The following is a 21,842-nucleotide window of genomic DNA, read 5'->3' as shown; positions in this document are numbered from 1 at the left end:
CCCCACACCAAAATGAGCAACCTCCCACCCCACAAACACCCCCACCAACGCCCCATGCGACACCCACACACCTCACACCCTGTCGAACCCGACGTATAAATCACCGAAGCCAACCCACCCGACACCACCGACACACCAAGCACCCCACCCGACAACCCCGCCAACACCCCCCGCACCACCGGATCATCCAGCACACCACAGCCCCTACAGCACCCTCAAGCCCAAGACCCCCCGCCACACTCCGATGACCCACCAACACCTCCGCGCCACTGTCGGCGAGCATGAACTCAAGCCGCTCCACCGGATACTCCGGATCCAGCGACACATACGCCGCCCCCGCAACCCACACCCCCACCACCGCAACCACCAGATCCACACCACGCCCAAGACACAACCCCACCACCGACTCAGCCCCCACCCCCAAACTCCGCAAATGACGACCCAAACGACGCGCACGCCATCAACCCGCCATACGTCAACACCACACCATCAGCAACCACCGCCACCGCATCAGGCGACACCTCAGCCCGACCAGCAATCAACTCATGCACCCCACCCACACCCGGCAACACCACCTCCGGACCACTCCACCCCCGCACCAACGCCTCCAACTCACCCCCCGACACCAACGACACATCGGCCACGCGCTGTCCGGCGTCCTCGGCGACGGCGTCGAGGACGGTGGACAGGCTCCGGGCCAGCCGTTCCGCCGTCGCGGGGTCGAAGAGCGCGGTGCTGTACTCGATCTCGCCCGAGAGCGCGCCTTCGCCGGCGTCGCCGAACCTCAGCGTCAGGTCGAACAGAGTGTTCCGCGGTGCCGTGTCCCCGTCCTTGACCCGCACCTCGTCCCTCGGGTGGCCGTCCCCCTGTCCCAGCAGTCCCGCGCCGTCCTGTGCGTCCTCAAGGGCGTAGTTGAAGAAGACCTGGAAGAGCGGTGTGCGGGAGCGGTCCCGCTCGGCCACCAGCGCGTCCACCAGCTGCTCGAAGGGCACGTCCTGGTGGGCGTACGCGTCGAGGGCGGTTTTCCGTACGCGGTCGAGGAGTTCGCCGAAGGTCGGGTCCCCGGACAGATCGGTGCGCAGCACCAGGGTGTTGACGAAGAAGCCGATCAGGTCCTCGGTCTCGGCGCGGTTCCGGTTGGCGACCGGTGTGCCCACCACCACGTCGTCCGCTCCGCAGTAGCGGCCGAGCACCACGCCGAAGGCGGCCAGCAGCGTCATGAACATCGTGGCGCCGCTCGCACGCGACAGCGCCCGCAGCGCATCCGCGGTCTCCGCCGGGACGGTGAACCGGGTGGCCCCTCCCTCGGAGGAGCGCGTCTGCGGCCGGGGACGGTCGGTCGGCAGCTCCAGTACCGGAAGCGCGTCCAGCTTGCCGCGCCAGTAGTCGAGTTGGCCGTCCAGCACCTCTCCGGACAGCCACTCGCGCTGCCAGACCGCGAAGTCCGCGTACTGCGCGGGCAGCGGGAACAGCGGGTCGGGCTGCCCGGCACTGAACGCCTCGTACAGGGACGTCAGTTCGCGTCGCAGGATCCTGCCCGACCACTCGTCGAAGACGACGTGATGCATCGCCAGCGCCAGGATGTGCTCACCGGCGGCCAGTCGGACGAGCGCGGCCCGGATCAGCGGCCCCGTCGCCAGATCGAAGGGTGCTTCCATGTCCCGCGCGATCAGCTGTTCGGCAGCCCTGAGCGGATCGGCGTCACCGGACACATCGACCACCGGCATCGGGATCCCCGACGGCGGCTCGATGACCTGGTACGCCACACCGTCGATGCCGTCGGAGAGCCGGGTCCGCAACACCTCGTGCCGTGCCACCACAGCGTCCAAGGCCGCTCCCAGCGCGGCGACGTCCAGGTCACCGTCGAGCCGGATGGGCAGGGGCAGGTTGTACTCGGTCGAGCCCGGCTCCAGGTGGTCCAGGAACCAGAGCCGCTGCTGGGCGAACGACAACGGCAGCACCTGGTCGCGGCCGACAGCCCGCACCGGCGGTACCGCCAGGCCTCGCGCGGCACCCTCCACCGCGTCGGCCAGGTCCCGCACGGTCGGACGGTCGAACATCGTGGCCACGGGTACGTCGGCCCCGAACACGTCCCGGATACGGGAGATCACCTGCGTGGCGAGCAGGGAGTGGCCGCCCAGCTCGAAGAAGTTGTCGGTGGCGCCCACCCGGTCCACGCCCAGCAACTGCGCCCAGAGTCCGGCCAGCAGTTCCTCGGTCGTGCCTGAGGGTGCCACAAAGACGCCCAGCGCCGCCCGCGCACCCTCCGGATCCGGCAGTGCGACCCGGTCCAGCTTCCCGTTCACCGTCAACGGCAACGCCGCCAGCTCGACGAACACCGACGGCACCATGAAAGCCGGCAGCCGCACACCAGCAAACTCCCGCAACTCACTCACCGGCGGCACACCCACACCCTGATCAGCCGGCACGAGATAGGCAGCCAGACGCCGGCCCTCACCCTCGCCATACGCCGTCACCGCAGCCGTACGGACCAGCGGATGACCGGCAAGCACCGCCTCCACCTCACCCGGCTCGATACGGAACCCCCGCACCTTGACCTGACCATCCACCCGCCCCACGAAATCCAACCGCCCATCCGCCAACCACCGCACCCGGTCCCCCGACCGATACATCCGCGAACCGTCCCCCACAAACGGATCCCCCACAAACCGCTCCGCCGTCAACGCACCCCGACCCCCATAACCCCGCGCCACCCCACACCCAGCAATAAACAACTCACCCACCACACCCACCGGCACCGGCCGAAGACCTCATCCAGCACATACACCTGCGTATTCACCAACGGCCCACCGATCGACGGCACAATCAACACCCCAACCCCATCCACCAACCCCGCACACGCACCGCCGACTCCGTCGGCCCATACCCCACCACCAACCGACGCCCTGACCCCAACGCCCCACCACCTCCCCACCCACCCGCCCGGAACCCACAAACAAACACCCCACCCCCAACCACCCACCCGGCTCCAACACCCCCAACAACGACGGCGACACACTCGCCACCCCACCCCCTGCGCAACTCCACCAAAACCCCAACAAACCCGGCACCACCCGTTCCACCTCAGTGGCAGCCACCACCAACACCCCACCCGCAACCAACGTCACCACCACATCCATCACCGCCGCATCAAAACTCAACGACGCAAACTGCAACACCCGCACACCAGGACCCACACCCCACACCGACCCCAACGCCAACGCCAGATTCACCACACCACCATGAGCAACCTGCACACCCTTCGGCCGCCCCGTCGAACCCGACGTATAAATCACATACGCCAACTGGGAGCCGTGCACGAAGGCTTCGGGCGCGGTGGACGGCAGGCCCTCGGTGACAGCGGGATCGTCCAGCCACACCACCGTCGTCGTCGGCCATCCCCGGACCATCTCGGCCAGCCCGGTCACCGACCGGTGCCCGATCAGCACACTCGCCCCGCTGTCGGCGAGCATGAACTCCAGCCGCTCAGACGGATACTCGGGATCCAACGGCAGATACGCACCGCCCGCCTGCCACACACCCAGCACAGCCACAAACATGTCCACCCCACGCGGCAGACACAGCCCCACCACCGACTCCGCACCCACACCCCGACCCCGAAGGAGATGCGCCAACCGACTCGCCCGCGCCAACAACCCGCCATACGTCAACGACACCCCGCCCGACACCACCGCCACCGCATCCGGCATCGACAACGCCCGCGCCACGATCAGCTCATGCACCCCACCCACCCCAGGCAAAGACACCACCTCACCCTGCCACCCACCCACCAACCGACCCCGCTCAGCGGAGTCGAGGATGGCGAGGTCGCCGATCCGCTGGTCGGCGTCCATGGCGGCGGAGGTCAGGAGGGTGACCAGGTGTGCCGCCAGCCGCCGCACCGTCACCTCGTCGAACAGCGCGGTGCTGTACTGGATCTGGCCGCCCAGTCCCCCGTACGGACCCGCGGTGTCGGTGTCGGTGAAGCGCACCACCAGGTCGAACTCTGCCTGGGACGCGGGCGAGAGCTGGGCACCGGAGTAGCCGAAGCAGACGGGGAAAAGCGTGGTGTCCGGCTGGTCGGTTGCGGTCTGCCGCACCCGACCCAGCACCTCACGGAACGTGGGGTCACCCGACAGGTCCGTGCGCGTCACCGTCGTGCCCGCCACCAGCGAGACGTCGTCCGTGGCGGCGTACCGGCCGAGCAGGGTGCTCAGCGCCGTGCACAGAGTCGCGCCCAGGTCGCCGGACACGACCCGCAATCGCTCCGTCGTGTCGGCCGGCACCTGGAACTCGATCACCGCGGAATCGGCGGACCGCGCCGATGTGCGCGGACGGTCCGTGGGCAGGTCCCCCACCGGCTGATCGGCCAGTCGGCTGCGCCAGAAATTCAGTTCGCTGTTCATGACGCCCCCACTAAGCCCTTCGAGCTGCCGCACCACGGTTACCGGGATTCGGTTTTCAGTGCTGGTCCAGGAAATCGATGATGGCCGCGTTCACCTCGCCGGGTCGTTCGAGATAGCCGAAGTGTCCGCAGTCAGGTATTTCCACGTAATCGCATTCGGGGATCGCCTCGGCGACTTCGGCCGCCAGGTGGGGCGGCGTGACGAAATCGTCGCTGAACCCGATGACGCGGCACGGCGCGGACACTTCTTGCGCCGGTCCTCGTCCGTGTTGATCCAGGTCTGGCCGATGGAGTTCTCGGCACCGGCCAGCCGGAACGTCTCCAGCCACAGGGAGACGGCACTGTCGTCCCTCAGCGTGGCGGGCGAGAGCATCTGCAGCACCGACATGGCCGCCTCGTAGTCGGGCGGCAGTTTCACTCCGCTCTGCATGAGTGCTCGGTCCGCCGTCCCGAGAGCGGCCCGGAGTGCGTCCGAGCGCGATTTGGTGGCGATCAGGACGGCGCACCGGACCAGTTCCGGATGGCTGATGGCCAGTTCCTGCGCGATCATCGCCCCCAGGGAGACCCCGACGATCCGGCAGGGCGCGGCGTCGAGGGCCTCGATGAGGCCCTTGGTGTCGGCGACCATGTCGGCGATGGTGTATTTCCCCGGGGGGATGTCCGAGGGGGCGATGCCGCGGTTGTCGAACGTGATGGCCTGGTAGCCGGCCTCGTTCAGTGCGGGGGTCTGGTGCAGGGTCCAGACCCGGCCGGCGGCCGAGGAGCCCATGATCATGAGGACTCGTTCGCCCCGGCCCGACCGTTCGTAGGAGAGCCGGATGCCGTTGGTGAATACGTGCGGCATTTTTCCCTGACCCGTTATTTTCCGTCGAGTGCGATACGCAGGCTCTTGGGCCGCATGTCGGTCCAGTTCTCCTCGATGTACTTGTCGCATTCCTCCTTGGAAGCGGTCACGCCTGTCTCGTCCCAGCCGCCGGGGGTATCGAGGTCGGCGGGCCACAGGGAGTACTGCTCCTCGTGGTTGATCAGGACCTTGAATCGTGCCTCGGGGGTTTCGAAGTCAAAGCTCACGGTGCGCAAGGCGATCTCCTCTTCGGGACGTTGACCGAGAAAGTGAACTGCGGGAATGGAAGCGCGGGAATGGAAGCGCGGGGATGGAAGCGCGCAAATGCAGGCGCGGGAGTGGAAGTACTGGAGTCGAAGTACTGGAGTGGAAGTACTGGAGTGGAAGTACTGAGGTGAGCGGGTCGGCGCGGGTTGTCAGCGTCCCGGGCCCGCGATGTCGAGCACGGTGTCGTCGGCGGCCGTCTTCTGCCGGGCGAACTGTGTGTCGTAGAGATCGGCGTAGAGGCCGCCGTCGGACAGCAGTGAGTCGTGGGTGCCGCGTTCGCGTATCCGGCCCCCGTCGATGACGAGGATCTGATCCGCCTCGCGGATGGTGGAGAGCCGGTGGGCGATGACCACGGAGGTGCGGCCGGCCAGCGCTGTTCTGAGGGCCCGCTGGATGGCGGCCTCGGATTCCGAGTCCAGGTGGGCGGTGGCCTCGTCGAGTACGACGACGGGCGGGGCCTTGAGGAGCAGCCGGGCCAGGGCGATGCGCTGCTTCTCGCCGCCCGAGAGCCTGAATCCTCGGTCGCCGACGACGGTGTCGAGGCCGTTGGGCAGGGTGGCGACGGTGTCCCAGATCCGGGCCGCCCCGCAGGCTTCGACCAGGTCGCGTTCGGTGGCGTCGGGGCGGGCGTACATGAGGTTGGCCCGGATGGTCTCGTGGAACAGGTGGGCGTCCTGGGTGACCACGCCGACCGTGTCCTGGAGGGAGGCCAGGGTGACATCGCGGAGGTCGTGGCCCGCGATGCGTACGGAGCCGGAGACAGGGTCGTAGAAGCGCGGCATCAGGTTGGTGATGGTGGTCTTGCCCGCGCCGGACCGGCCGACGAGTGCCGTGAGTTTCCCGGCGGGCGCCCGGAAGCTGATCTCGTCGAGGATCAGGGCGTCGTCGCCGCGTTCCGAGGTGGGCAGGGTGATCGACTCCAGCGAGGCGAGGGAGACTTCGCCGGCCGCGGGGTAGCGGAAGGAGACCTTGTCGAACTCGATCTCCGGGGCGGCGGTGCCCGGGGCGCCGCCGCGGGCGGGCCGGCCGGTGGTGGCGCCGGCGCCCGGCAGCGCGGTGGCTCCCGGGCGTTCCTTGACCAGGGGTTCGAGGTCGAGGATCTCGAAGACGCGGTCGAAGCTGACCAGCGCGGTCATCGCGTTGGCCTGCACGCTGGACAGTTGCTGGATGGGTGTGTAGAGGCGGCCGACGAGCGTGACCAGGGAGACGAGGGTGCCGAGGGCGAAGGCGTCGTCGACGACGAGGAGTCCGCCGATCCCGAAGAGCAGCGCGAGGGTCACCGAGGCGGTGAGGCCCATGACGATGCCGAGGAGTTGTGCCGTCACGTTGGTCTTCACACCGATGTCGCGGACGTCGGCGGCCCGGCCCGCGAACACGGCGGACTCGTGGGCGGGGCGCCCGTACAGCTTGTTGAGCATCGCTCCGGCGACGTTGAAGCGCTCGCTCATCAGGGAGCCCATCTCCGCGTTGAGCTGCATGGTGCCCCGGGCGAGGCGCTGCATCCGGCGTCCGATGATCTTTCCGGGGAAGAGGAAGAAGGGGATCATCACCAGTGCGATGAGACTGAGCTGCCAGGAGAGGTAGAACATCGCGGCGAGGACGAGGACGAGCGTCAGCATGGTGTTGACGGTCTCGGCCATCAGGACGGTGATCGCCTGCTGTGCCCCGATGACGTCCGTGTTGAGCCTGCTGACGAGCGATCCGGTCTGGGACCGGGTGAAGAACGCGAGGGGCTGTGCCTGGACGTGTCCGAACACGGCTGTACGGAGGTCGTAGATGAGGCCCTCGCCGATCTGCGCGGAGAGTTTCGCCTGCCAGTACGTCGTGAGGGCTTCGAGCAGAGCCAGGGCGAGCAGTGCTCCGGCCACCGCGATCACGACGTCCGTCTTCCGCGGGGTGATGCCCTTGTCGATGATGACGCCGAACAACAGGGGGCTGGCCGCGGTGACGACCGCGCCCAGCGCGGACGCGGCTATCAGGAACAGCAGTCGAAATCGGTACGGTTTCGCATAGGGAACAATCCTCCGGACTATTCCGGGGCGAATTCTCTGATGGCCTTCCGGGCCCTGAGGATTTCCCTCGGGCGGCGGCTCGTCGGCCGGAGCCTGTACCGTCACTTTCACAGCGGGTATCTCCTCACGGAATTCTCTCGCATTGTTCCGGCACAGCTTCGCTCGGCTGCAAGCATCCCCGAGTGCGCTCAGAAGTGGCAATAGGTTCAGGTGCCGGTGAGCGTATTCAACTGACGCCGTGCCGCAGTTGAACACTCGGACGCACCGCCGAGGAGCGGTTTCCGGTGCGGGCTATTCCGGCTTGCGGGTGCCGGGTACGACGAGTCCCGTTTCGTATGCGGCGATCACGGCCTGCGTGCGGTCGCGCAGCGCGAGCTTCCCGAGGATGCGGCTGACGTGTGTCTTCACCGTCTCCTCGCTGACGACGAGCCGGGCGCCGATCTCCGGGTTGGAGAGGCCCTCGGCGACGAGCAGCAGGACCTCTCGCTCGCGTGCGGTGAGCGCCTTCATTCCGGGTGGCGGCGTGGCGTCGGGCCGTGCGGGCATCAGGGCGAACTCGCTGATGAGCCGGCGGGTGATGCCGGGGGCGAGCAGGGCGTCCCCGGCGGCGACCACGCGTACGGCGTCGAAAAGGCGTTCCGCGGTGACCTCCTTGAGGAGGAAGCCGCTGGCTCCGGCGCGCAGTGCGTCGTACACGTACTCGTCGAGGTCGAACGTCGTCAGGATGAGGACGCGCGGTACGCCGGCGCCGTCGGGCGAGGAGCCGACGAGCTGCCTGGTGGCCTCGATGCCGTCCATCTCGGGCATGCGGATGTCCATGAGGACGACGTCCGGCGAGACCTCGCGGCAGACCCGTACCGCTTCCGCTCCGGACGACGCGGTCTGTACGACGGTGAAGTCGGGCTGGCTGTCGAGCAGCGCGGCGAAGCCGGTGCGGACCACGACGTGGTCGTCGGCGACGACGACCCGGATCAGCGAGGTCGGGGTGTTCATGGGGTCTCTTCCGTCTTGGCGGGGAATCGCGCCTCGACGACGAACCCGCCGCCGCCGAACGCCGAACCGGTCTGTACGTCGCCGCCGACCGCCGACGCGCGTTCCCGCATGCCGAGGAGGCCGTATCCGCCGGTGGTCAGGTCGGGCGGCGGTCCCGGGCCGTTGTCGCGGACGCGCACGCGCAGGGTTTCGTCGGCGTAGGTGAGCTCCACGTCGACGGCGGCGCCGGTGGCGTGTTTGCGGGCGTTGGTGAGGGATTCCTGGACGATGCGGTAGGCGGCGAGTTCGATGCCCGGGTCCAGCGTCCGCGGCGATCCGCTCAGGATGAGGCGGATGGACGTGGCGGACGCCTTGCGTGCCTCTTCGAGCAGTTCGTGGAGCTGTCCCAGGTCGGGCTGGGGTCGCCGGTCGCCGCCGGTGACCGACTCGGTGTCCTCGCGGAGCACGCCGAGCAGCCGGCGCATCTCGTTCAGGGCCGCGCGGGCGGTGTCCCCGATGCCGAGCAGGCGTTCGGCGCCCTCGGCGGGCATACCGGCGGTGGCCATCCGGGCGGTCTCGGCCTGTACGGCGATCATGGAGATGTGGTGGCCGACGACGTCGTGCAGTTCACGGACGATGCGGACGCGTTCGCCGCGGGCCGCGTTCTCCCACTGGGTGCCGTCCATGACCGCGCGGATGGCGCTGTGCTGCCGGTTCTGCTCGTGGGAGCGGGCGACGAGTCCGGTGAAGGCGGCCAGCGGGGCCAGCGCCGCGACGAGCACGGCCCGTACGCGGTAGTCGGTGTCGTCGGGTCCGGTCAGGGCCAGCACGAGGAAGGGTGTGCCGAGCAGCGCGGCGGGCAGGAGGGAGCCGCCGCGGCCGAGCCGGTACTGGGCGACGAGCTGGGCGGCGAGCCCGGCGAGGGTCAGTGTCTCGAAGATCAGGAGCGAGCCGATGCTCGCCGCGGTGACGGTGAGCCCGGCGGCCAGAGGGCGCAGGAAAACCAGGGGCAGGGCCGTGGACAGGCACAACAGCCCGACCACCATGGCGAATTGCACGCCCGCCGCGCTGCCGTGCGGGCCGGCCTGCGCGGTGGCGTCGGCGAACAGCCGGGGAATCGAACCGTGGGCGCCGACGAACTCGGCGAGCGATTCCAGGACCGCGAGGAGCCCGAGGACGGCCCCGGACAGCGCACCCGCGTGCGGTAGTTCGGACACTCGCCGTCGCGTCGCGATCCAGGTGTCACGCCAAGCCTTCGCACGGTGCACGTCGGTCATTATGGCAGTCGGCGCTGTTCGGGATCGTCCCTCCACAAGGCGATGGCGCCGTCCCTCGTGCGGGGGACGGCGCCGTCCCCGGTCGGGGGGACCCGGTGGGGCCGGCAGGGTGCGGGCGGGGTCAGCCGCGGGCTTCGGTCAGTGCGAGCGTCAGGCGGTCCAGTCCTTCTCGGAGCAGGTCGGGTCTGCCGCCGAAGCCGACCCGGATGTGCTGCGGACGGCCGAAACAGGATCCGGGAATGACCAGGACGCCCCGCTTCTGGAAGAGCTCGTCGCAGAACGCGTCCGCGTCGGCGATTCCCGTCAGGCGGGGGAAGGCCGTGACGCCGCCGGCCGGTGGTACCAGCGATACGAGTCCGGGGTGGGCCGTCGCCCAGTCCGTCAGGGTGGTCCGGTTGATCCTGGCCTGGTCGAGGCGCGGCCGGATGAACGCGTCGGCGTTCTCCAGGACGCCCAGCGCGAGGAGTTCGACGAGGGGTGACACGTGCAGTGTGGTGTAGTCGCGGATGCGTACGCAGTCGGCGAGGAGCTCGGGGGGCGCCACGCACCAGCCGAACCGCAGGCCGGGCAGCCCGAACGCCTTGGAGAAGGTGCCGAAGCTGACGGCACGCCCGTACCGGGCGGTGATCTCCGGCAGCGGCGGGGCGTCGTAGGTGAGGTCGGTGAACGCGCCGTCCCACAGGACGTACGCGCCGACGCCCTCCGCGAGACGGACGAGACGCTCCTGCTGGGCTTCGGTGAGGGTGGCGCCCGTCGGGTTCTGCGGGAAGTTGACGATGACGGCCCGGGTGCGCTCGCTCATCAGCCCGGCGAGTTCGTCCAGCGAGGGCTGCCAGTCCCGGTCCGGGTCGAGCCGCCAGGTCTTGACGGTGCAGCCGAGCGCGACGGCGTACTCGACGAGCAGGTGGTAGCCGGGCTGGACGACCACGACCTCGTCGCCGGGGCGCAGCAGCGCGCTGAGGACGAGCGACACGGCCTCGCCGGAGCCGCTCGTCGTCATCACCTTGTCGGGGTCGACGCCCCCGCAGTGGCGGGCGACGGCGGCGCGTACCTCGGGTGCGCCGAGGGAGTAGCCGTCGTCGAACACCAGCCGGTCGATCTCCGCGTGGCGCAGGCCGGTCTTCGCGCGCAGTTCCGCCATGGAGTACGAGTGGAAACCGCTGGAGCTGATGTCGATCTCGGCGGTGAAGTAGTAATCGCGCAGCCAGTCTTCGAGCGGTGCGGACCGGAGTCTCATGTGTGCCCTCGTTCTCCGTGTCGGAGTGGCGGATGCGGATGCGCGGATGCGGATGCGACGGGTGACCGCCCGGTCCTGGCGGAGCCGGGCCTCCGGGCGGTCACCCGTCGGGCCTTGGGTTTCGGGCTCAGCGGCTGGCGCGGACCGCCCTGGCGTCCCGTGCGGCGCGGGACTTGCGCAGGTCGCCGGTGACGTTGACCCGCTTGAGCCAGCGGTCCGTCCCGTCGTGACGGGCCCTGAAGGGCTTGCGGCCGTGGACGACCCGGAAGTTGTCCAGGAAGCAGAAGTCACCGCTGGCGAGCGTGAGATCGAAGATCGCCTCGTCCATCGCCTTGACCAGGGTGTCGAGTGCGAAGCGCGCCTCGTCGTCCCCGTCCTCGACGCTCATGAAGTACGGGTCGGCCCGGAGGTAGGGCTGCTCCGGGTTGCCGAAGAGGACGGCCACCAGGTCGGGGTTGCGCTGCATCTCCTCGATGTCCTCGAAGGATTCGAGACGCTCCCCGTCCGGCACGGTGTTGTTCTTGCCGAGGTGCGACTCGTCGGGGCGGATGATGAACCGCTCCTCGAACAGGGTCTCCCGTACGTCCTGCGGCAGTTTGAGGTCGTCGGCGTAACCGACCGTCGTCGCGGCACCGTAGGGGTTGCGCAGGCAGGCGAACGACAGGAAGTCACCCCTGAGCGGGTGGAAGGCGTCCTCGGTGTGCCAGGTCAGCAACGCCTCGCTGCTGGAGCCCAGTTGCTCGTGCTCGTGGCCCTGGATGGGGATGATGTCGTGGATCATCCTGCCGTCCTGCTGGGTCGCCCAGCAGAACGGGTCGCCCAGGAGCGAGCTGCAGAGCATGAGGAGCAGTTCCTCGCGGTGGGCGGGCGAAGGCCCGGTCTGGCCCCGCCAGTGCGCAGGCGTGGGGCCGAGCCGGTCCTGGTCGACCTGGTAGCCGGATATGCACAGCACGCCTGAAAGCTGTTCCAGCCGGAAGGCGTTCAGGTGGAGTCGGACCCTGTTGGGGAGTTGGTGGGCGAGCACGGTGGCGCGGTGCAGCGCCTCCTCCGAGTCGAGGGTGGCGAATTCTTCCTCGAACTCGTCGACGAGCTCTGTCATCGCGCCGATTTCGGTCTCGTCGAGTTCCAGCCTGTCCATGCTGATTTTCCTCTCCGTACCTTGCGTACGACGAATTGGTTTCCGGATACGCCGTCGAGAGAATCTCTTCGGCCCGTTGAGAAGGTGCTGGCCGATACGGTGTCCGTCAGGGGGCACCGGCCGGTCGCGATCCTTCGACATCGACATCCGCACAATGGAACTGATTGCTGTGTGCTCTGCGCTGCCGCAGCGAACGCTGATTCGCACTCCTCACCGGGCGATGGCACGTTTTCTGGAAACGATCGCCGGTCAAAGCAGGAGCTGGTTATCTCAGCTGGTCGTGCTCGTCGTGCTCGTCGTGCTGGTCGAGGTGGTCGAGGTGGCTCGGTGGGCGTAGTGGTCGTGGAAGAGCCTTCCGGCCACGGCCACGTCGTGCAGTGACATGCCGAACGGGTTCACCACGATGCGGTCCTCGGCGGACCTGCGGCCCGTCGCGGCGCCGCTGATGAGGTCGCACAGCTCGGCGGCGACCTCGACGGCGGGCGCCGGGCGCCCGGCGCCGGTGGGTGTCCGGTGGCGCGGTGGCGGCAGTACGTCGCCCGAGCGGTGCATCCTGCCGAGCAGCCGCGTGGTGTCGGCGGCGACCAGGCTCCAGTCGTCCACGATCACCTGGTCGGCGGCCGTGAACGCCTCGGGGAGCAGGTCGTCCAACGACACGTTGACCGTGACGGTACCGGGGGCGATCCAGTCGGCCCGGACGTACCCGGTCGTCGTGGTGGTCACCGGGATGACCAGTTCCGCGTCGCGCACCGCCCGCTCGGCGGACGCGACGACGTCGAGGGCGACCGTACGGTACGTGTCCCCCAGGCGCTCGGCGAGGCGTAGGGCACGGTCGGGCACCTGGTCGTACAGGTGGACCTCGCGTACCGAGGGCCATCTGCGCAGGGCCAGGTCGAGATGCGCCTCGGCCAGGGCTCCGGCGCCGATCAGCCCGATGGAGCGGGCGGGCCGGGCCCACAGCAGTTCCGCGGCGAGGACGCTCACCGCGGCCGTGCGCCCGGCGGAGATGCGGGCCGCGTCCATCGAGCACACCGGCCGGGCGGTGGTGATGTCGAAGAGCAGGACGATGCCGCCGGCGCGGGGCAGACCGCGGTCGGGGTTGCCCAGACTCGCGTTGATGATCTTCGTCCCGGCGATGCGCCTGCCGTCGATCTCGACGAGGCCGGGCATGTTGAGACTGCGGCACGACTCACCCTGGTCGTTGGTCCACCGCAGACAGCTCTCCTCGGGCAGTACGGTCCGGTCGTCCGCGTGGGCCTGGAACACCTCGCGCACGACGTCGACGAGATCGACCTTGCCGAGCAGCCCGGTCACGTCCGCGTCGGTCAGCTCAAGCATGGAAGTGCCGCTCGGTGTACGCGATGTCTCGCACTGCCACGGGAGTACCTCCGGCACGGGCACGGGAAAGGGGTCCTTGCCGCAGCACTATGACCCGACGTCACACGGGCGATCAATGGTGTGTCCACCCGGCCGGTCGTTCAACTGCGGCCTCGCGCGGGTTGAACAGTCGCTGCTCGCCGCCGCGTCCGGCCGGGTGGATCGCGGGGCGCTTGACACGCCGTCGTCGGCGTCGTGACGATGACGCGGGCCGTGGAGTGCCGTAGGACTCGGGTGTCACCTCCCGCGGCTGTCACACGGTGGGCGAAAGCGTGTTCTCACGCTCCGGTCGGCGGTGCCCCGTCGGCCGGTACGGGACGAGGCGACAGGAAGTGACGCATGGCCAGGACGTCCGGTACGGCGGGAGCGATGTCCCGCCGTACCTTCGTGGCAGGGCTGGGGACCGCGAGCCTGGCGGGCGCGCTGGCCGCCTGTGGCCACAACGACAAGGAACAGGCCCCTCCGCGGGACAGCCCCTCGGACAGTCCCTCAGGCAGTCCTTCAGGCAGCCCGACCTCGTCGCCGAGCAGCCCCAGTCCCCCGACCAGCCCGACTCCGCCCGAAGGCAGCCCGACTCCGTCGTAGAGGCAGGTCAAGGTCCCCCGCATGGCTGAGCGTTCAAGAGTGCGCTACGACAAGAGCGCCCACGTCGCCCGGATCACGCTCGACAGGCCCGAGGTCCTCAACGCGATGGACCTCCGTATGCACGAGGAACTGGCGGAGATCTGGGACGACTTCGAGGGCGACGACGACCTGTGGGTCGCCGTGCTCTCCGGCGCCGGGACCCGCGCGTTCTCCGTCGGACAGGACCTGAAGGAACTGGCGCGCCGGGAGCGGGAGGGACAGGCCGCTCCCTCCACGTTCGGCAGCCGGGGGAAGCCCGGCTGGCCGCGGCTGACCGAACGGTTCGATCTGGCCAAACCGGTCGTCGCCAAGGTACGCGGCTACGCCTTGGGCGGCGGGTTCGAGCTCGCCCTGGCCTGTGATGTCGTCGTCGCCTCGCACGACGCGACCTTCGCCCTGCCGGAGGCCAGGCTCGGGCTGGTCGCGGGGGCCGGCGGAGTGTTCCGGCTGAGCCGTCAGCTGCCGTGGAAGACGGCGATGGGGCATCTGCTGACCGGGCGGCCGATGACCGCACAGCGCGCCTACGAACTCGGTCTCGTCAACGAGGTCGTGGCGTCCGGTGACCTCGACGACTCCACCGAGGCGTGGGTGGCGGACATCGTGCGCTGCGCGCCCCTGGCGGTCCGCGCCGTCAAGGAGGCCGCGACCAAGTCGGCCGCCCTGCCTCTGGAGGCCGCGTTCACCGCCCGGTACCCGTGGGAGGAGCGGCGGATGCACAGCAGTGACGCGGTCGAAGGCCCTCGCGCCTTCGCCGAGAAGCGCGAACCGCGGTGGCGGGCCCGCTGAGCCGCGCACTCACGGGGCCACCAGACTCCCGGGCTCATCGGGCTCATCGGGCTCACCGGACTCCCGGGCTCACCGGGCTCACCGGGCTCACCGGGCTCACCGGGCTCACCGGCGGCTGCGTACCAGCAGGTACAGGAAGTACGGCGTGCCGATCACGGCCGTCATCAGGCCCGCGCCCAGTTGGGCGGGGGCGATGACCGTGCGGCCGAGGAGGTCGGCCGTGCAGACGAGTGCGGCGCCCAGCAGGACGGCCACCGGCACCACCCGCACATGCCGTCGGCCGACCAGGGCGCGGGCCGCGTGCGGTGCCACCAGGCCCACGAAACCGATGGTGCCGGCCGAGGCGACGGCGGTCGCGCTGAGCAGGACGCTCACCACCAGGAAGCCGAGCCTGGCCCGGGACAGCGGCAGCCCCAGGAGGCGCGGGGTGTCCTCGTCGAGGGAGACGAGGTCCAGTTCGGTGCGCCGGGCGAAGGCGACGACCAGGCCGAGGACCAGCACGAGGGCGACGGGCAGCACGTCCGGCATGGTCCGGCCGTACGTCGAACCGGACAGCCAGGTCAGCGCCTTCGTGGCGTTGAACGGATCCGTGAGCACGATCAGCAGACTGATCAGCGCCGCGGTACCGGCGGCGACGCCGATGCCGACGAGGACCAGTCTGTTCTGCTGGTAGCCGCCCTTGGCGGCGAGTCCGAAGACGAGGACGGAGGTCAGCGCGGCGCCCGCGAACGCGGCACCGGCCACCGCCCACGTACCGGCGACGGGCGCGGTGGTGACGAGGAGTACGGCGCCCAGCGCGGCGCCGCCGGAGACGCCCAGGACGCCCGGCTCCGCGAGCGGGTTGCGGGTGACGGCCTGGACGAGCGTGCCGGCCAGGGCGAGCGCCGCACCCGCGCACAGGGCCGCGAGCACGCGGGGGACGCGGGTTTCGAGGACGAAGGACACGGCTCGGCCGGCCCGGCCCTGCGCCCAGTTCGTGAGGTCGCCGAGCAGGAGTTTGCTGTCGCCGAGCAGGGCGCCGGCGATCGCGACACCGACGACGACGGCGACGAGCCCGGCCAGTGTCACCAGGAACGCGGTCCGGCTGGGGATACGTATCCGGTCCGGGGCCTCGGCCGAGGAGGTGTCCCGCAGTCGCAGGGCCATCGCCACCAGGAAGACGGCTCCGACCAGACTGGTGACGACGCCGGTGGGCACGGCGACCGCCCGGTCCGAGGGGACGAGGGCCCGCAGCAGCACGTCCGACCCGAGGACCAGCGCCGCGCCCACGAGTCCCGCCACGGGCAGGGTCGTACGGGCGCGGGCGAAGCCCTTGAGTCTGCGGGCGAGCGGACGCACCAGGGCCGGCGCGCACAGGCCGACGAAGCCGATGGGACCGGCGAGGGTGACGGCCGCCGCGGACAGCAGCGACGCGAGGACGACCACGGTGACGCGGGTGGCGCGGACCGGGACGCCGAGGCCGCGTGCGGCGTCGTCGCCGAGGGCGAGGGCGTCCACGCGGCGTGCGACCAGCAGCAGCCCGACGATCCCGGCCAGGACGACGGGCAGCATCTGCAGGACGCCGTCGAAGCCGTTCTGGCTGATGCTGCCCTGGTTCCACTGGTAGAGGCCCTCGGTCTGCTCCGGGAACAGCAGGAGCAGGCCCTGCGTCACGGAGTTGAGGCCCAGGGCCAGCGCGGTGCCCGCGAGGACCAGCCGTACGGTGCCGGTGCCGAGGCCGGACAGGGCGAGGACGACGGCCGCGGCGAGGAGTCCGCCGACGAAGGCGACCGAGGACGAGGCGAGCAGCGGCAGCGAGACGCCGGTGGCGCCGACCAGGCCGAGCGCCAGATACGAACCGGCGTTCACCGCGAGGGTGTCGGGTGAGGCGAGGACGTTGCGGCTGACGGCCTGCAGTACGGCGCCCGCCACGCCGAGGACGACGCCGACCAGGATGCCGGCGGCCATCCGCGGCAGCCGGGAGGCGATCACGACGGACGTGTCGGCCCCCTCGCCCTGCCCGGTCAGGGCCCTGAACACCTCGGCCGGTCCGACGTCGGCGGTGCCCTGGGTGATGTCGACGACCCCGAGGGCCACGACCAGGAGGACGAGCGCGGCCGTCACCGCGGTCGCGCCCGCCCGGGACGCGGCCGTCGACGGGCGGGTGACGGGGGAGGTTGCGTTGACGGCCATGGCTCCGTTGCTTCTGTTTCGCCGACTTCTGTGTCCGGCGCTGTTCCGTCTTCTGGCGCTGCTTCGTCTTCTGGCGCTACTTCGTCAGCGCGGCGACGAGGGCGTCGATGTACGCCGACATCGACCCGGGGCCGCCGAACATCCAGATGCCGTCGTCCAGGCGGTGCACGTCACCGGCCTTCACGAACGGCAGGGACTTCCACACGGCGTTCTTCGCGAGCACGCCGGTGAACGGGGTGGCGCTCTTGTCGCCGTCGTTGCCGATGTAGGCGAACTGCGTGCCCTTCGGCAGTTCGGTGAGTCCTTCGACGTCCGTGGACCCGAGACCGTAGGCCGCGTCGCCCTTGACCTTCCACGCGTTCTTCAGGCCCAGGCGCTTGTTGACGGATCCGATGAGGGAACCGTCCGTGTACGGGCGCAGGGTGACCTGGTTGGAGGTGACGTAGCCGTCGGCGAAGGCGATGTCCGTGCCCGTGAGGTCGGCGTCGGCGAGGGCCTTCTTCCCCTCGGTGATCTTGGCTTCGAAGTCCTTGCGCGCCGTCTCGGCCTTGTCGGTGGTGCCGGTGGCCTTGGCGATCAGGTCGAGGTTCTCCAGCATCTGCCCGATCTGGTCGGAGCCGTCGGCCGACTTGATCTCCAGCACCGGGGCGACCTTGCGCAGTTGCTTCACGGCCGCGGGCGCCAGGTCCGAGGAGGCCAGGATGAGGTCGGGCGCGAGGGCGGCGACGGTGTCCATGCTGGGCTCGCCGCGCGTGCCGATGTCCTTCGGGTCGTTCTTCAGCGGGACGGCGGAGTCCCAGGTGTTGTAGCCCTTGACGTCGGAGACGCCGACGGGGTCGACGCCGAGCGTGATGAGGTTCTCGACCTCGTTCCACTCGGTGGCGACGACCTTGGTGGCCGGGCCGTCGAGCTTGAGCTTCTTGCCGCCGCCGTCGGTGAGGGTGATGGCCTCGGACGTCTTCTCGGTCTTGTCGGCGGCGGGCTCGGTGCTGCCGCAGGCGGCGAGGGTGAGCGCCGCGGCGGTGGTGGCGGCCGCGGTGAGGAGGAGGCGTCTCATGAGGTGGTGCCGAGCCTTTCGGTTCGAGTGCTGCGGGTGTGCCGGGTGTGGTGACGGCCGATCGGGCGGGTGCGCAACCGGCCGGTGAGGGGGTCGTGGTCGACGTCGATGCGGATGCCGTAGACGTCGGTGAGGCGTTCCGGGGTGAGGACGTCCTCGGGCGGGCCGTCGGCGACGATGCGGCCCGCTTCGAGCAGGGTGATCCGGTCGGCGATGGCCGCCGCCTGGTCGAGGTCGTGCAGGACGACTCCGACGGCGATGCCGTGGTCGTCCGCCAGGTCGCGGATGAGGTCGAGGAGTTCGATCTGGTAGCGCAGGTCGAGGTAGGTCGTCGGCTCGTCGAGCAGCAGCACGCCGGTCTCCTGGGCGAGGCAACTGGCGAGCCACACCCGCTGCAGCTGGCCGCCGGAGAGGTGGTCGGCGCCGCGTTCGGCGAGGTCCGTGACGCCGGTCAGAGCGAGCGCGCGGTCGATCGCGGCGGAGGCGTCCGGGTCGGGGCGGCCGAAGCGGCCCCGGTAGGGGTAGCGGCCGAACTCGACGACGTCCCGCACGGTCAGTCCGCTGGGGGTGGGGCGGCCCTGGGTCAGCAGGGCGACGTGCCGTGAGAACTCACGGGCGCTCAGGGCGAGGCCGTCGGTCTCGGTGTCGATCCTGAGCGTGGCGTGGCGGGCCCGCTGGAGACGGGCGATCGTCCGCAGGAGCGTCGACTTGCCGCTGCCGTTGGGGCCGACCAGGACGGTCACCTCGCCGGGCCGCAGGGCGACCGCCGCGTCGTGCACGACGGCGACGCCGTCGTACGCGACGGTCACGCTCGTGGCCGACAGTTGGTGACCGCGAAGACGCGGGGTGTCGGCTGTTTCTTCACCAGATCTCACCTGACGAAGGTTAGCCTACCCTTATTTTTGCTGGGCGGGGGGTGTCCGCACGGGGGTTCGAGCGGTGCGCGGCCGACCGGCCGGACCGCCAGTCGGCCGGTCAGTCGGCCGGTCAGCCGGTCAGTGGGTGGGCCACGACTCCGGGTTCCACACTCCCGAGCGCCGCAGCGACGCCGGGCAGTGCAGGTAGATCTCCTCGATGTCCAGGACCAGGGCCAACGCGGGGCGCTGACCCTTCACGGTCATGGCGTCGAAGAACGGGGCGTCGGTGAGGATGCGGGCGCGGCCGTTGACCCGCAGCACCTCTTTGCTGCCGGGTATCAGGTAGAGCAGACCGGCGTGCGGGTTGTCGAGGATGTTGTGGAAGCTGTCGCCCCGCCGGTTCCCCGGCCGGTCGGGCAGGGCGAGCGTGCCGGAGTCGATGACATGCGTGAAGCCCGCGGTGTCGCCGCGCGGGGAGACGTCGCAGTTGCCGTGCGAGTCGGAGGTGGCCAGCAGACAGAACGGCGAGCGGGCGATGATGTCCCGGTCCTGGTCGGCGAGCCGGTCGTGGACCTTCTCGATCACGATGGGCCAGGGTTCGCCGAGCAGCTCGCGCAGCTCGGCGCTCGACCCCAGTTCGACCCAGCCTTCCTCGTCGTTCCCGGTGACGGCGTCCGGGCCCTGTCCAGCGGTGTCGATCGTGTACGGCAAGGCCGACTCCAAACATACGTGCGTCCGGCGGGTACAAGTAGTTGCACGCAGAACATTATCCGACGTTGTTAGGCATGCCTTACTTGAGAGACGCCAGAGGCAGCGGCGTACCGCATGGACTTCCCGTACGGACGTCTCGTGCTCAGGAGGCGAGCACGGCGCGTCCCTCGGCGATGATGGCCGCCAACTCCTCGATCTCCGCCGCGCCGAGGGAGGTCAGGGGCGGGCGGACCGGCCCCGCCTTGCTGCCCTCCAGAGTCACCCCCGCCTTCACCAGGGCCACCGCGTAGCCGGGGACCCGCTGACGGAGCCTGACGAGGGGGTGGAAGAAGGCCCGCTGCAGCGCGTCGACCCGCTGGGTGTCGTCCTCCTCCACCGCGCGGTGGAAGGCGAGGGAGATGTCGGGGGCGAAGGCGAACGCGGCCGAGGAGTACAGCTTCACGCCCAGGGCGCGGTAGGCCGGCTGGCTCGCCTCGGCGGTGGGCATCCCGTTGAAGAACTGGAACTCCTTGCCGGACGCGCTGAGCGACTCACGTACGGCCGGAATGATCCGGGCGACGAGGTCGAGGTCGCCGGTGCCGTCCTTGAAGCCCGTGACCGTGGGCAGTTGGGCCACTGCCGACGCCGTGTGCTCGTCGAAGCGCGCGTTGCCCCGGTTGTAGACGATCACCGGCAGGGAGGTCTCCTCGGCGACCGCGCGGACGTACGCGACCAGGCCCGCGGCGGGCGAGTCCACCAGGTAGGGGGGCATCAGCAGCAGGCCGTCCGCACCGGCCTCGACGGCGGCGCGGGCGAAGCGGCGGGCCAGCCCGAGCGCGCCTCCCGCCCCGGCGTACACCGGGACCCGTCCGGCCACGGCGTCGACGGCGGTCCGGACGACCGCGGTGAACTCCTCGACGTCCAGGGCGTGGAACTCGCCGGTGCCACAGGCGACGAACACGCCGCCGGGGCCGGCGTCGGCGCCCGCCGCCACGTGCTGGTGCAGGGCGGCCAGGTCGACCTCGCCGGCATCGGTGAAGGGGGTGACGGGGAAAAAGAGGACGCCTTCGAGCATGGGGGTCTTCAACTCCTGGGGCAGTGGGGCGAGAAGGTGGGGTGAGGGGGCGCGGGCGCCGGGTCAGCCGGCCGTGGCGGCGCCCGCGCGCACCACGTTGATGAGCGGGCGGCCCTGCTGCAGGCGGTTGATGTTGTCGGCGATCTCCACCGCGCGGGCGGCGAAGGTGTCGGTGGTGTGGCCCGAGTGGTGCGGGGTCATGAGCACGTTGGGCAGGTCGTGGAACGGCAGCCGGCTCGGCGCCTGCGGCGGACCCGACCACCACACGTCCAGCGCGGCCCCGGCGATGACGCCGGTGTCGAGGGCCTCGTAGAGCGCGTCCTCCTGGACGACCGGACCGCGGGCCACGTTGACCAGCAGGGTGCCGGGTCCCATGGCCGCCAGTTCGGCGGGGCCGATCAGGCCGCGGGTGGCGGGGCCGAGGGGAACGGTGACCACGACGACGTCGGAGTCGGCCAGCAGGTCGGGCAGCCGCTCGTCGCCGCCGATCCAGTCGGTTCGCAGATCGGCGGGGACCGGTGCGGAGGGGTCGCGCCGCACGGCCCGCACCCGCATGCCGACCGCCTGGAAGAGGCGGGCGACCTCGGTGCCGGTCTCGCCGAAGCCGATGATGCCGATCCGGCGTCCCTCCAGCGTCGTCCCGAACGGGAGTCGGGGGTCGACGGCCACGTTGCGCCATTGTCCCGCCCGCAGTGCGCGGTCGGCGCCCAGGACGTCGCGGGACAGCATCATGACGGACATGAGCACGTGCTCGGCGATGGAGCGGCCGTGGTGGTGCGTGGTGGTGACCGACACCTGCGGGCCGAGCGCGTCCAGTGGGATGCCGTCGTACCCGGCGCCGACGACATGGACGAGGCGGAGCCGTTCGGCGCGCCGGGCGTCCTCGGCGGACAGCCGCGAACCGACGAACACCTCGGCGCCGGGGATGGCCTCGGAGATCCGTTCCGGGGCCCAGTCGAAGACTTCGAGCCAGGTGTGCGGGCCCTGCGCACGGGCCTGGAGCGGTTCGTGGAAGCGGCTCAGGATGCGGTGGTTGAGCATGATGTGCACGG

The 21,842-nt window shown here is 70.1% G+C and carries 18 protein-coding genes and 1 pseudogene; 1 reads left to right on the top strand and 18 read right to left on the bottom strand.

The window, feature by feature from the left end:
* Positions 1-100: 100 nt before the first annotated feature.
* The 12 genes from K3769_RS41030 to K3769_RS00445 form a co-directional block, all read right to left on the bottom strand.
* Entirely contained in the window at positions 101-400 is a 300-nt protein-coding gene (locus K3769_RS41030; protein WP_372514853.1) for an AMP-binding protein, read from the bottom strand.
* 7 nt (positions 401-407) lie between these two features.
* Complete coding sequence (locus K3769_RS00495) at positions 408-2,570, bottom strand: condensation domain-containing protein (RefSeq protein WP_372514837.1); 2,163 nt, start codon at positions 2,568-2,570, stop codon at positions 408-410.
* A gap of 201 nt (positions 2,571-2,771) precedes the next feature.
* Positions 2,772-4,406 carry an AMP-binding protein gene (locus tag K3769_RS00490; protein ID WP_267024397.1) on the bottom strand — a complete coding sequence of 545 codons (1,635 nt, stop codon included), beginning with the start codon at positions 4,404-4,406 and terminating at the stop codon, positions 2,772-2,774.
* Between the two features lie 90 nt (positions 4,407-4,496).
* Positions 4,497-5,249, bottom strand: a complete 753-nt coding sequence (locus tag K3769_RS00485) for an alpha/beta fold hydrolase (protein ID WP_267024396.1) — start codon at positions 5,247-5,249, stop codon at positions 4,497-4,499.
* Between the two features lie 14 nt (positions 5,250-5,263).
* On the bottom strand, positions 5,264-5,476 hold the full coding sequence (locus K3769_RS00480; protein WP_267024791.1) for an MbtH family protein: 213 nt from the start codon (positions 5,474-5,476) through the stop codon (positions 5,264-5,266).
* A 189-nt stretch (positions 5,477-5,665) separates the two neighbouring features.
* Positions 5,666-7,639 (bottom strand): ABC transporter ATP-binding protein, encoded by a 1,974-nt coding sequence (locus tag K3769_RS00475; protein WP_267024395.1) that lies wholly within the window; start codon positions 7,637-7,639, stop codon positions 5,666-5,668.
* 180 nt (positions 7,640-7,819) lie between these two features.
* Complete coding sequence (locus K3769_RS00470) at positions 7,820-8,521, bottom strand: response regulator (RefSeq protein ID WP_267024394.1); 702 nt, start codon at positions 8,519-8,521, stop codon at positions 7,820-7,822.
* On the bottom strand, positions 8,518-9,717 hold the full coding sequence (locus K3769_RS00465; RefSeq protein ID WP_267024393.1) for a sensor histidine kinase: 1,200 nt from the start codon (positions 9,715-9,717) through the stop codon (positions 8,518-8,520). Before K3769_RS00465 ends, K3769_RS00470 begins: the two co-directional genes overlap by 4 nt.
* Positions 9,718-9,898: 181 nt before the next feature.
* The gene (gene vioD, locus K3769_RS00460) at positions 9,899-11,014 is read right to left on the bottom strand and encodes a capreomycidine synthase (RefSeq protein ID WP_267024392.1); all 1,116 of its coding nucleotides are present in this window, start codon (positions 11,012-11,014) and stop codon (positions 9,899-9,901) included.
* Positions 11,015-11,141: 127 nt separating this feature from the next.
* Positions 11,142-12,152 (bottom strand): guanitoxin biosynthesis L-enduracididine beta-hydroxylase GntD, encoded by a 1,011-nt coding sequence (gene gntD, locus K3769_RS00455; protein WP_267024391.1) that lies wholly within the window; start codon positions 12,150-12,152, stop codon positions 11,142-11,144.
* Between the two features lie 270 nt (positions 12,153-12,422).
* On the bottom strand, positions 12,423-13,490 hold the full coding sequence (locus K3769_RS00450) for an ornithine cyclodeaminase family protein (RefSeq protein ID WP_267024390.1): 1,068 nt from the start codon (positions 13,488-13,490) through the stop codon (positions 12,423-12,425).
* 317 nt (positions 13,491-13,807) lie between these two features.
* Positions 13,808-14,137 (bottom strand): hypothetical protein, encoded by a 330-nt coding sequence (locus K3769_RS00445; RefSeq protein ID WP_267024389.1) that lies wholly within the window; start codon positions 14,135-14,137, stop codon positions 13,808-13,810.
* Between K3769_RS00445 and dpgD the strand changes: the two genes are divergently transcribed.
* Entirely contained in the window at positions 14,136-14,939 is an 804-nt protein-coding gene (dpgD, locus tag K3769_RS00440; RefSeq protein WP_267024388.1) for an enoyl-CoA-hydratase DpgD, read from the top strand. The genes K3769_RS00445 and dpgD overlap by 2 nt on opposite strands.
* A gap of 105 nt (positions 14,940-15,044) precedes the next feature.
* On the opposite strand, the pseudogene K3769_RS00435 reads toward dpgD, so the two are convergent.
* The 6 genes and pseudogenes from K3769_RS00435 to K3769_RS00410 all read right to left on the bottom strand — a co-directional run.
* A pseudogene (locus K3769_RS00435) lies at positions 15,045-17,114 on the bottom strand (iron ABC transporter permease); the annotation flags it as partial.
* Between the two features lie 73 nt (positions 17,115-17,187).
* On the bottom strand, positions 17,188-18,168 hold the full coding sequence (locus K3769_RS00430; protein ID WP_267024387.1) for an iron-siderophore ABC transporter substrate-binding protein: 981 nt from the start codon (positions 18,166-18,168) through the stop codon (positions 17,188-17,190).
* Complete coding sequence (locus K3769_RS00425; protein WP_267024386.1) at positions 18,165-19,043, bottom strand: ABC transporter ATP-binding protein; 879 nt, start codon at positions 19,041-19,043, stop codon at positions 18,165-18,167. The genes K3769_RS00430 and K3769_RS00425 overlap by 4 nt, the downstream gene beginning before the upstream one ends.
* Before the next feature lie 120 nt (positions 19,044-19,163).
* Entirely contained in the window at positions 19,164-19,736 is a 573-nt protein-coding gene (locus K3769_RS00420) for an MSMEG_1061 family FMN-dependent PPOX-type flavoprotein (RefSeq protein ID WP_267024385.1), read from the bottom strand.
* Between the two features lie 142 nt (positions 19,737-19,878).
* On the bottom strand, positions 19,879-20,814 hold the full coding sequence (locus K3769_RS00415; RefSeq protein ID WP_372514852.1) for a 5-dehydro-4-deoxyglucarate dehydratase: 936 nt from the start codon (positions 20,812-20,814) through the stop codon (positions 19,879-19,881).
* A 39-nt stretch (positions 20,815-20,853) separates the two neighbouring features.
* Positions 20,854-21,831, bottom strand: coding sequence for a 2-hydroxyacid dehydrogenase (locus K3769_RS00410; protein ID WP_267024383.1), 978 nt, complete (start codon positions 21,829-21,831; stop codon positions 20,854-20,856).
* Positions 21,832-21,842: the final 11 nt, after the last annotated feature.

This window comes from Streptomyces ortus, assembly GCF_026341275.1.
GTDB classification, from domain to species: Bacteria; Actinomycetota; Actinomycetes; order Streptomycetales; family Streptomycetaceae; genus Streptomyces; species Streptomyces ortus.
This window is presented reverse-complemented; position numbering and strand designations above follow the sequence as displayed.

Excerpts from the sequence above, each read along its gene's own strand:
- K3769_RS00490 (WP_267024397.1), bottom strand. The coding sequence starts at position 4,406 with ATGAACAGCGAACTGAATTTCTGGCGCAGCCGACTGGCCGATCAGCCG.
- gntD (WP_267024391.1), bottom strand. The coding sequence starts at position 12,152 with ATGGACAGGCTGGAACTCGACGAGACCGAAATCGGCGCGATGACAGAG.
- K3769_RS00485 (WP_267024396.1), bottom strand. The coding sequence starts at position 5,249 with ATGCCGCACGTATTCACCAACGGCATCCGGCTCTCCTACGAACGGTCG.
- dpgD (WP_267024388.1), top strand. The coding sequence starts at position 14,136 with ATGGCTGAGCGTTCAAGAGTGCGCTACGACAAGAGCGCCCACGTCGCC.
- K3769_RS00410 (WP_267024383.1), bottom strand. The coding sequence starts at position 21,831 with ATGCTCAACCACCGCATCCTGAGCCGCTTCCACGAACCGCTCCAGGCC.
- K3769_RS00445 (WP_267024389.1), bottom strand. The coding sequence starts at position 14,137 with ATGCGGGGGACCTTGACCTGCCTCTACGACGGAGTCGGGCTGCCTTCG.
- K3769_RS00450 (WP_267024390.1), bottom strand. The coding sequence starts at position 13,490 with ATGCTTGAGCTGACCGACGCGGACGTGACCGGGCTGCTCGGCAAGGTC.
- vioD (WP_267024392.1), bottom strand. The coding sequence starts at position 11,014 with ATGAGACTCCGGTCCGCACCGCTCGAAGACTGGCTGCGCGATTACTAC.
- K3769_RS00470 (WP_267024394.1), bottom strand. The coding sequence starts at position 8,521 with ATGAACACCCCGACCTCGCTGATCCGGGTCGTCGTCGCCGACGACCAC.
- K3769_RS00430 (WP_267024387.1), bottom strand. The coding sequence starts at position 18,168 with ATGAGACGCCTCCTCCTCACCGCGGCCGCCACCACCGCCGCGGCGCTC.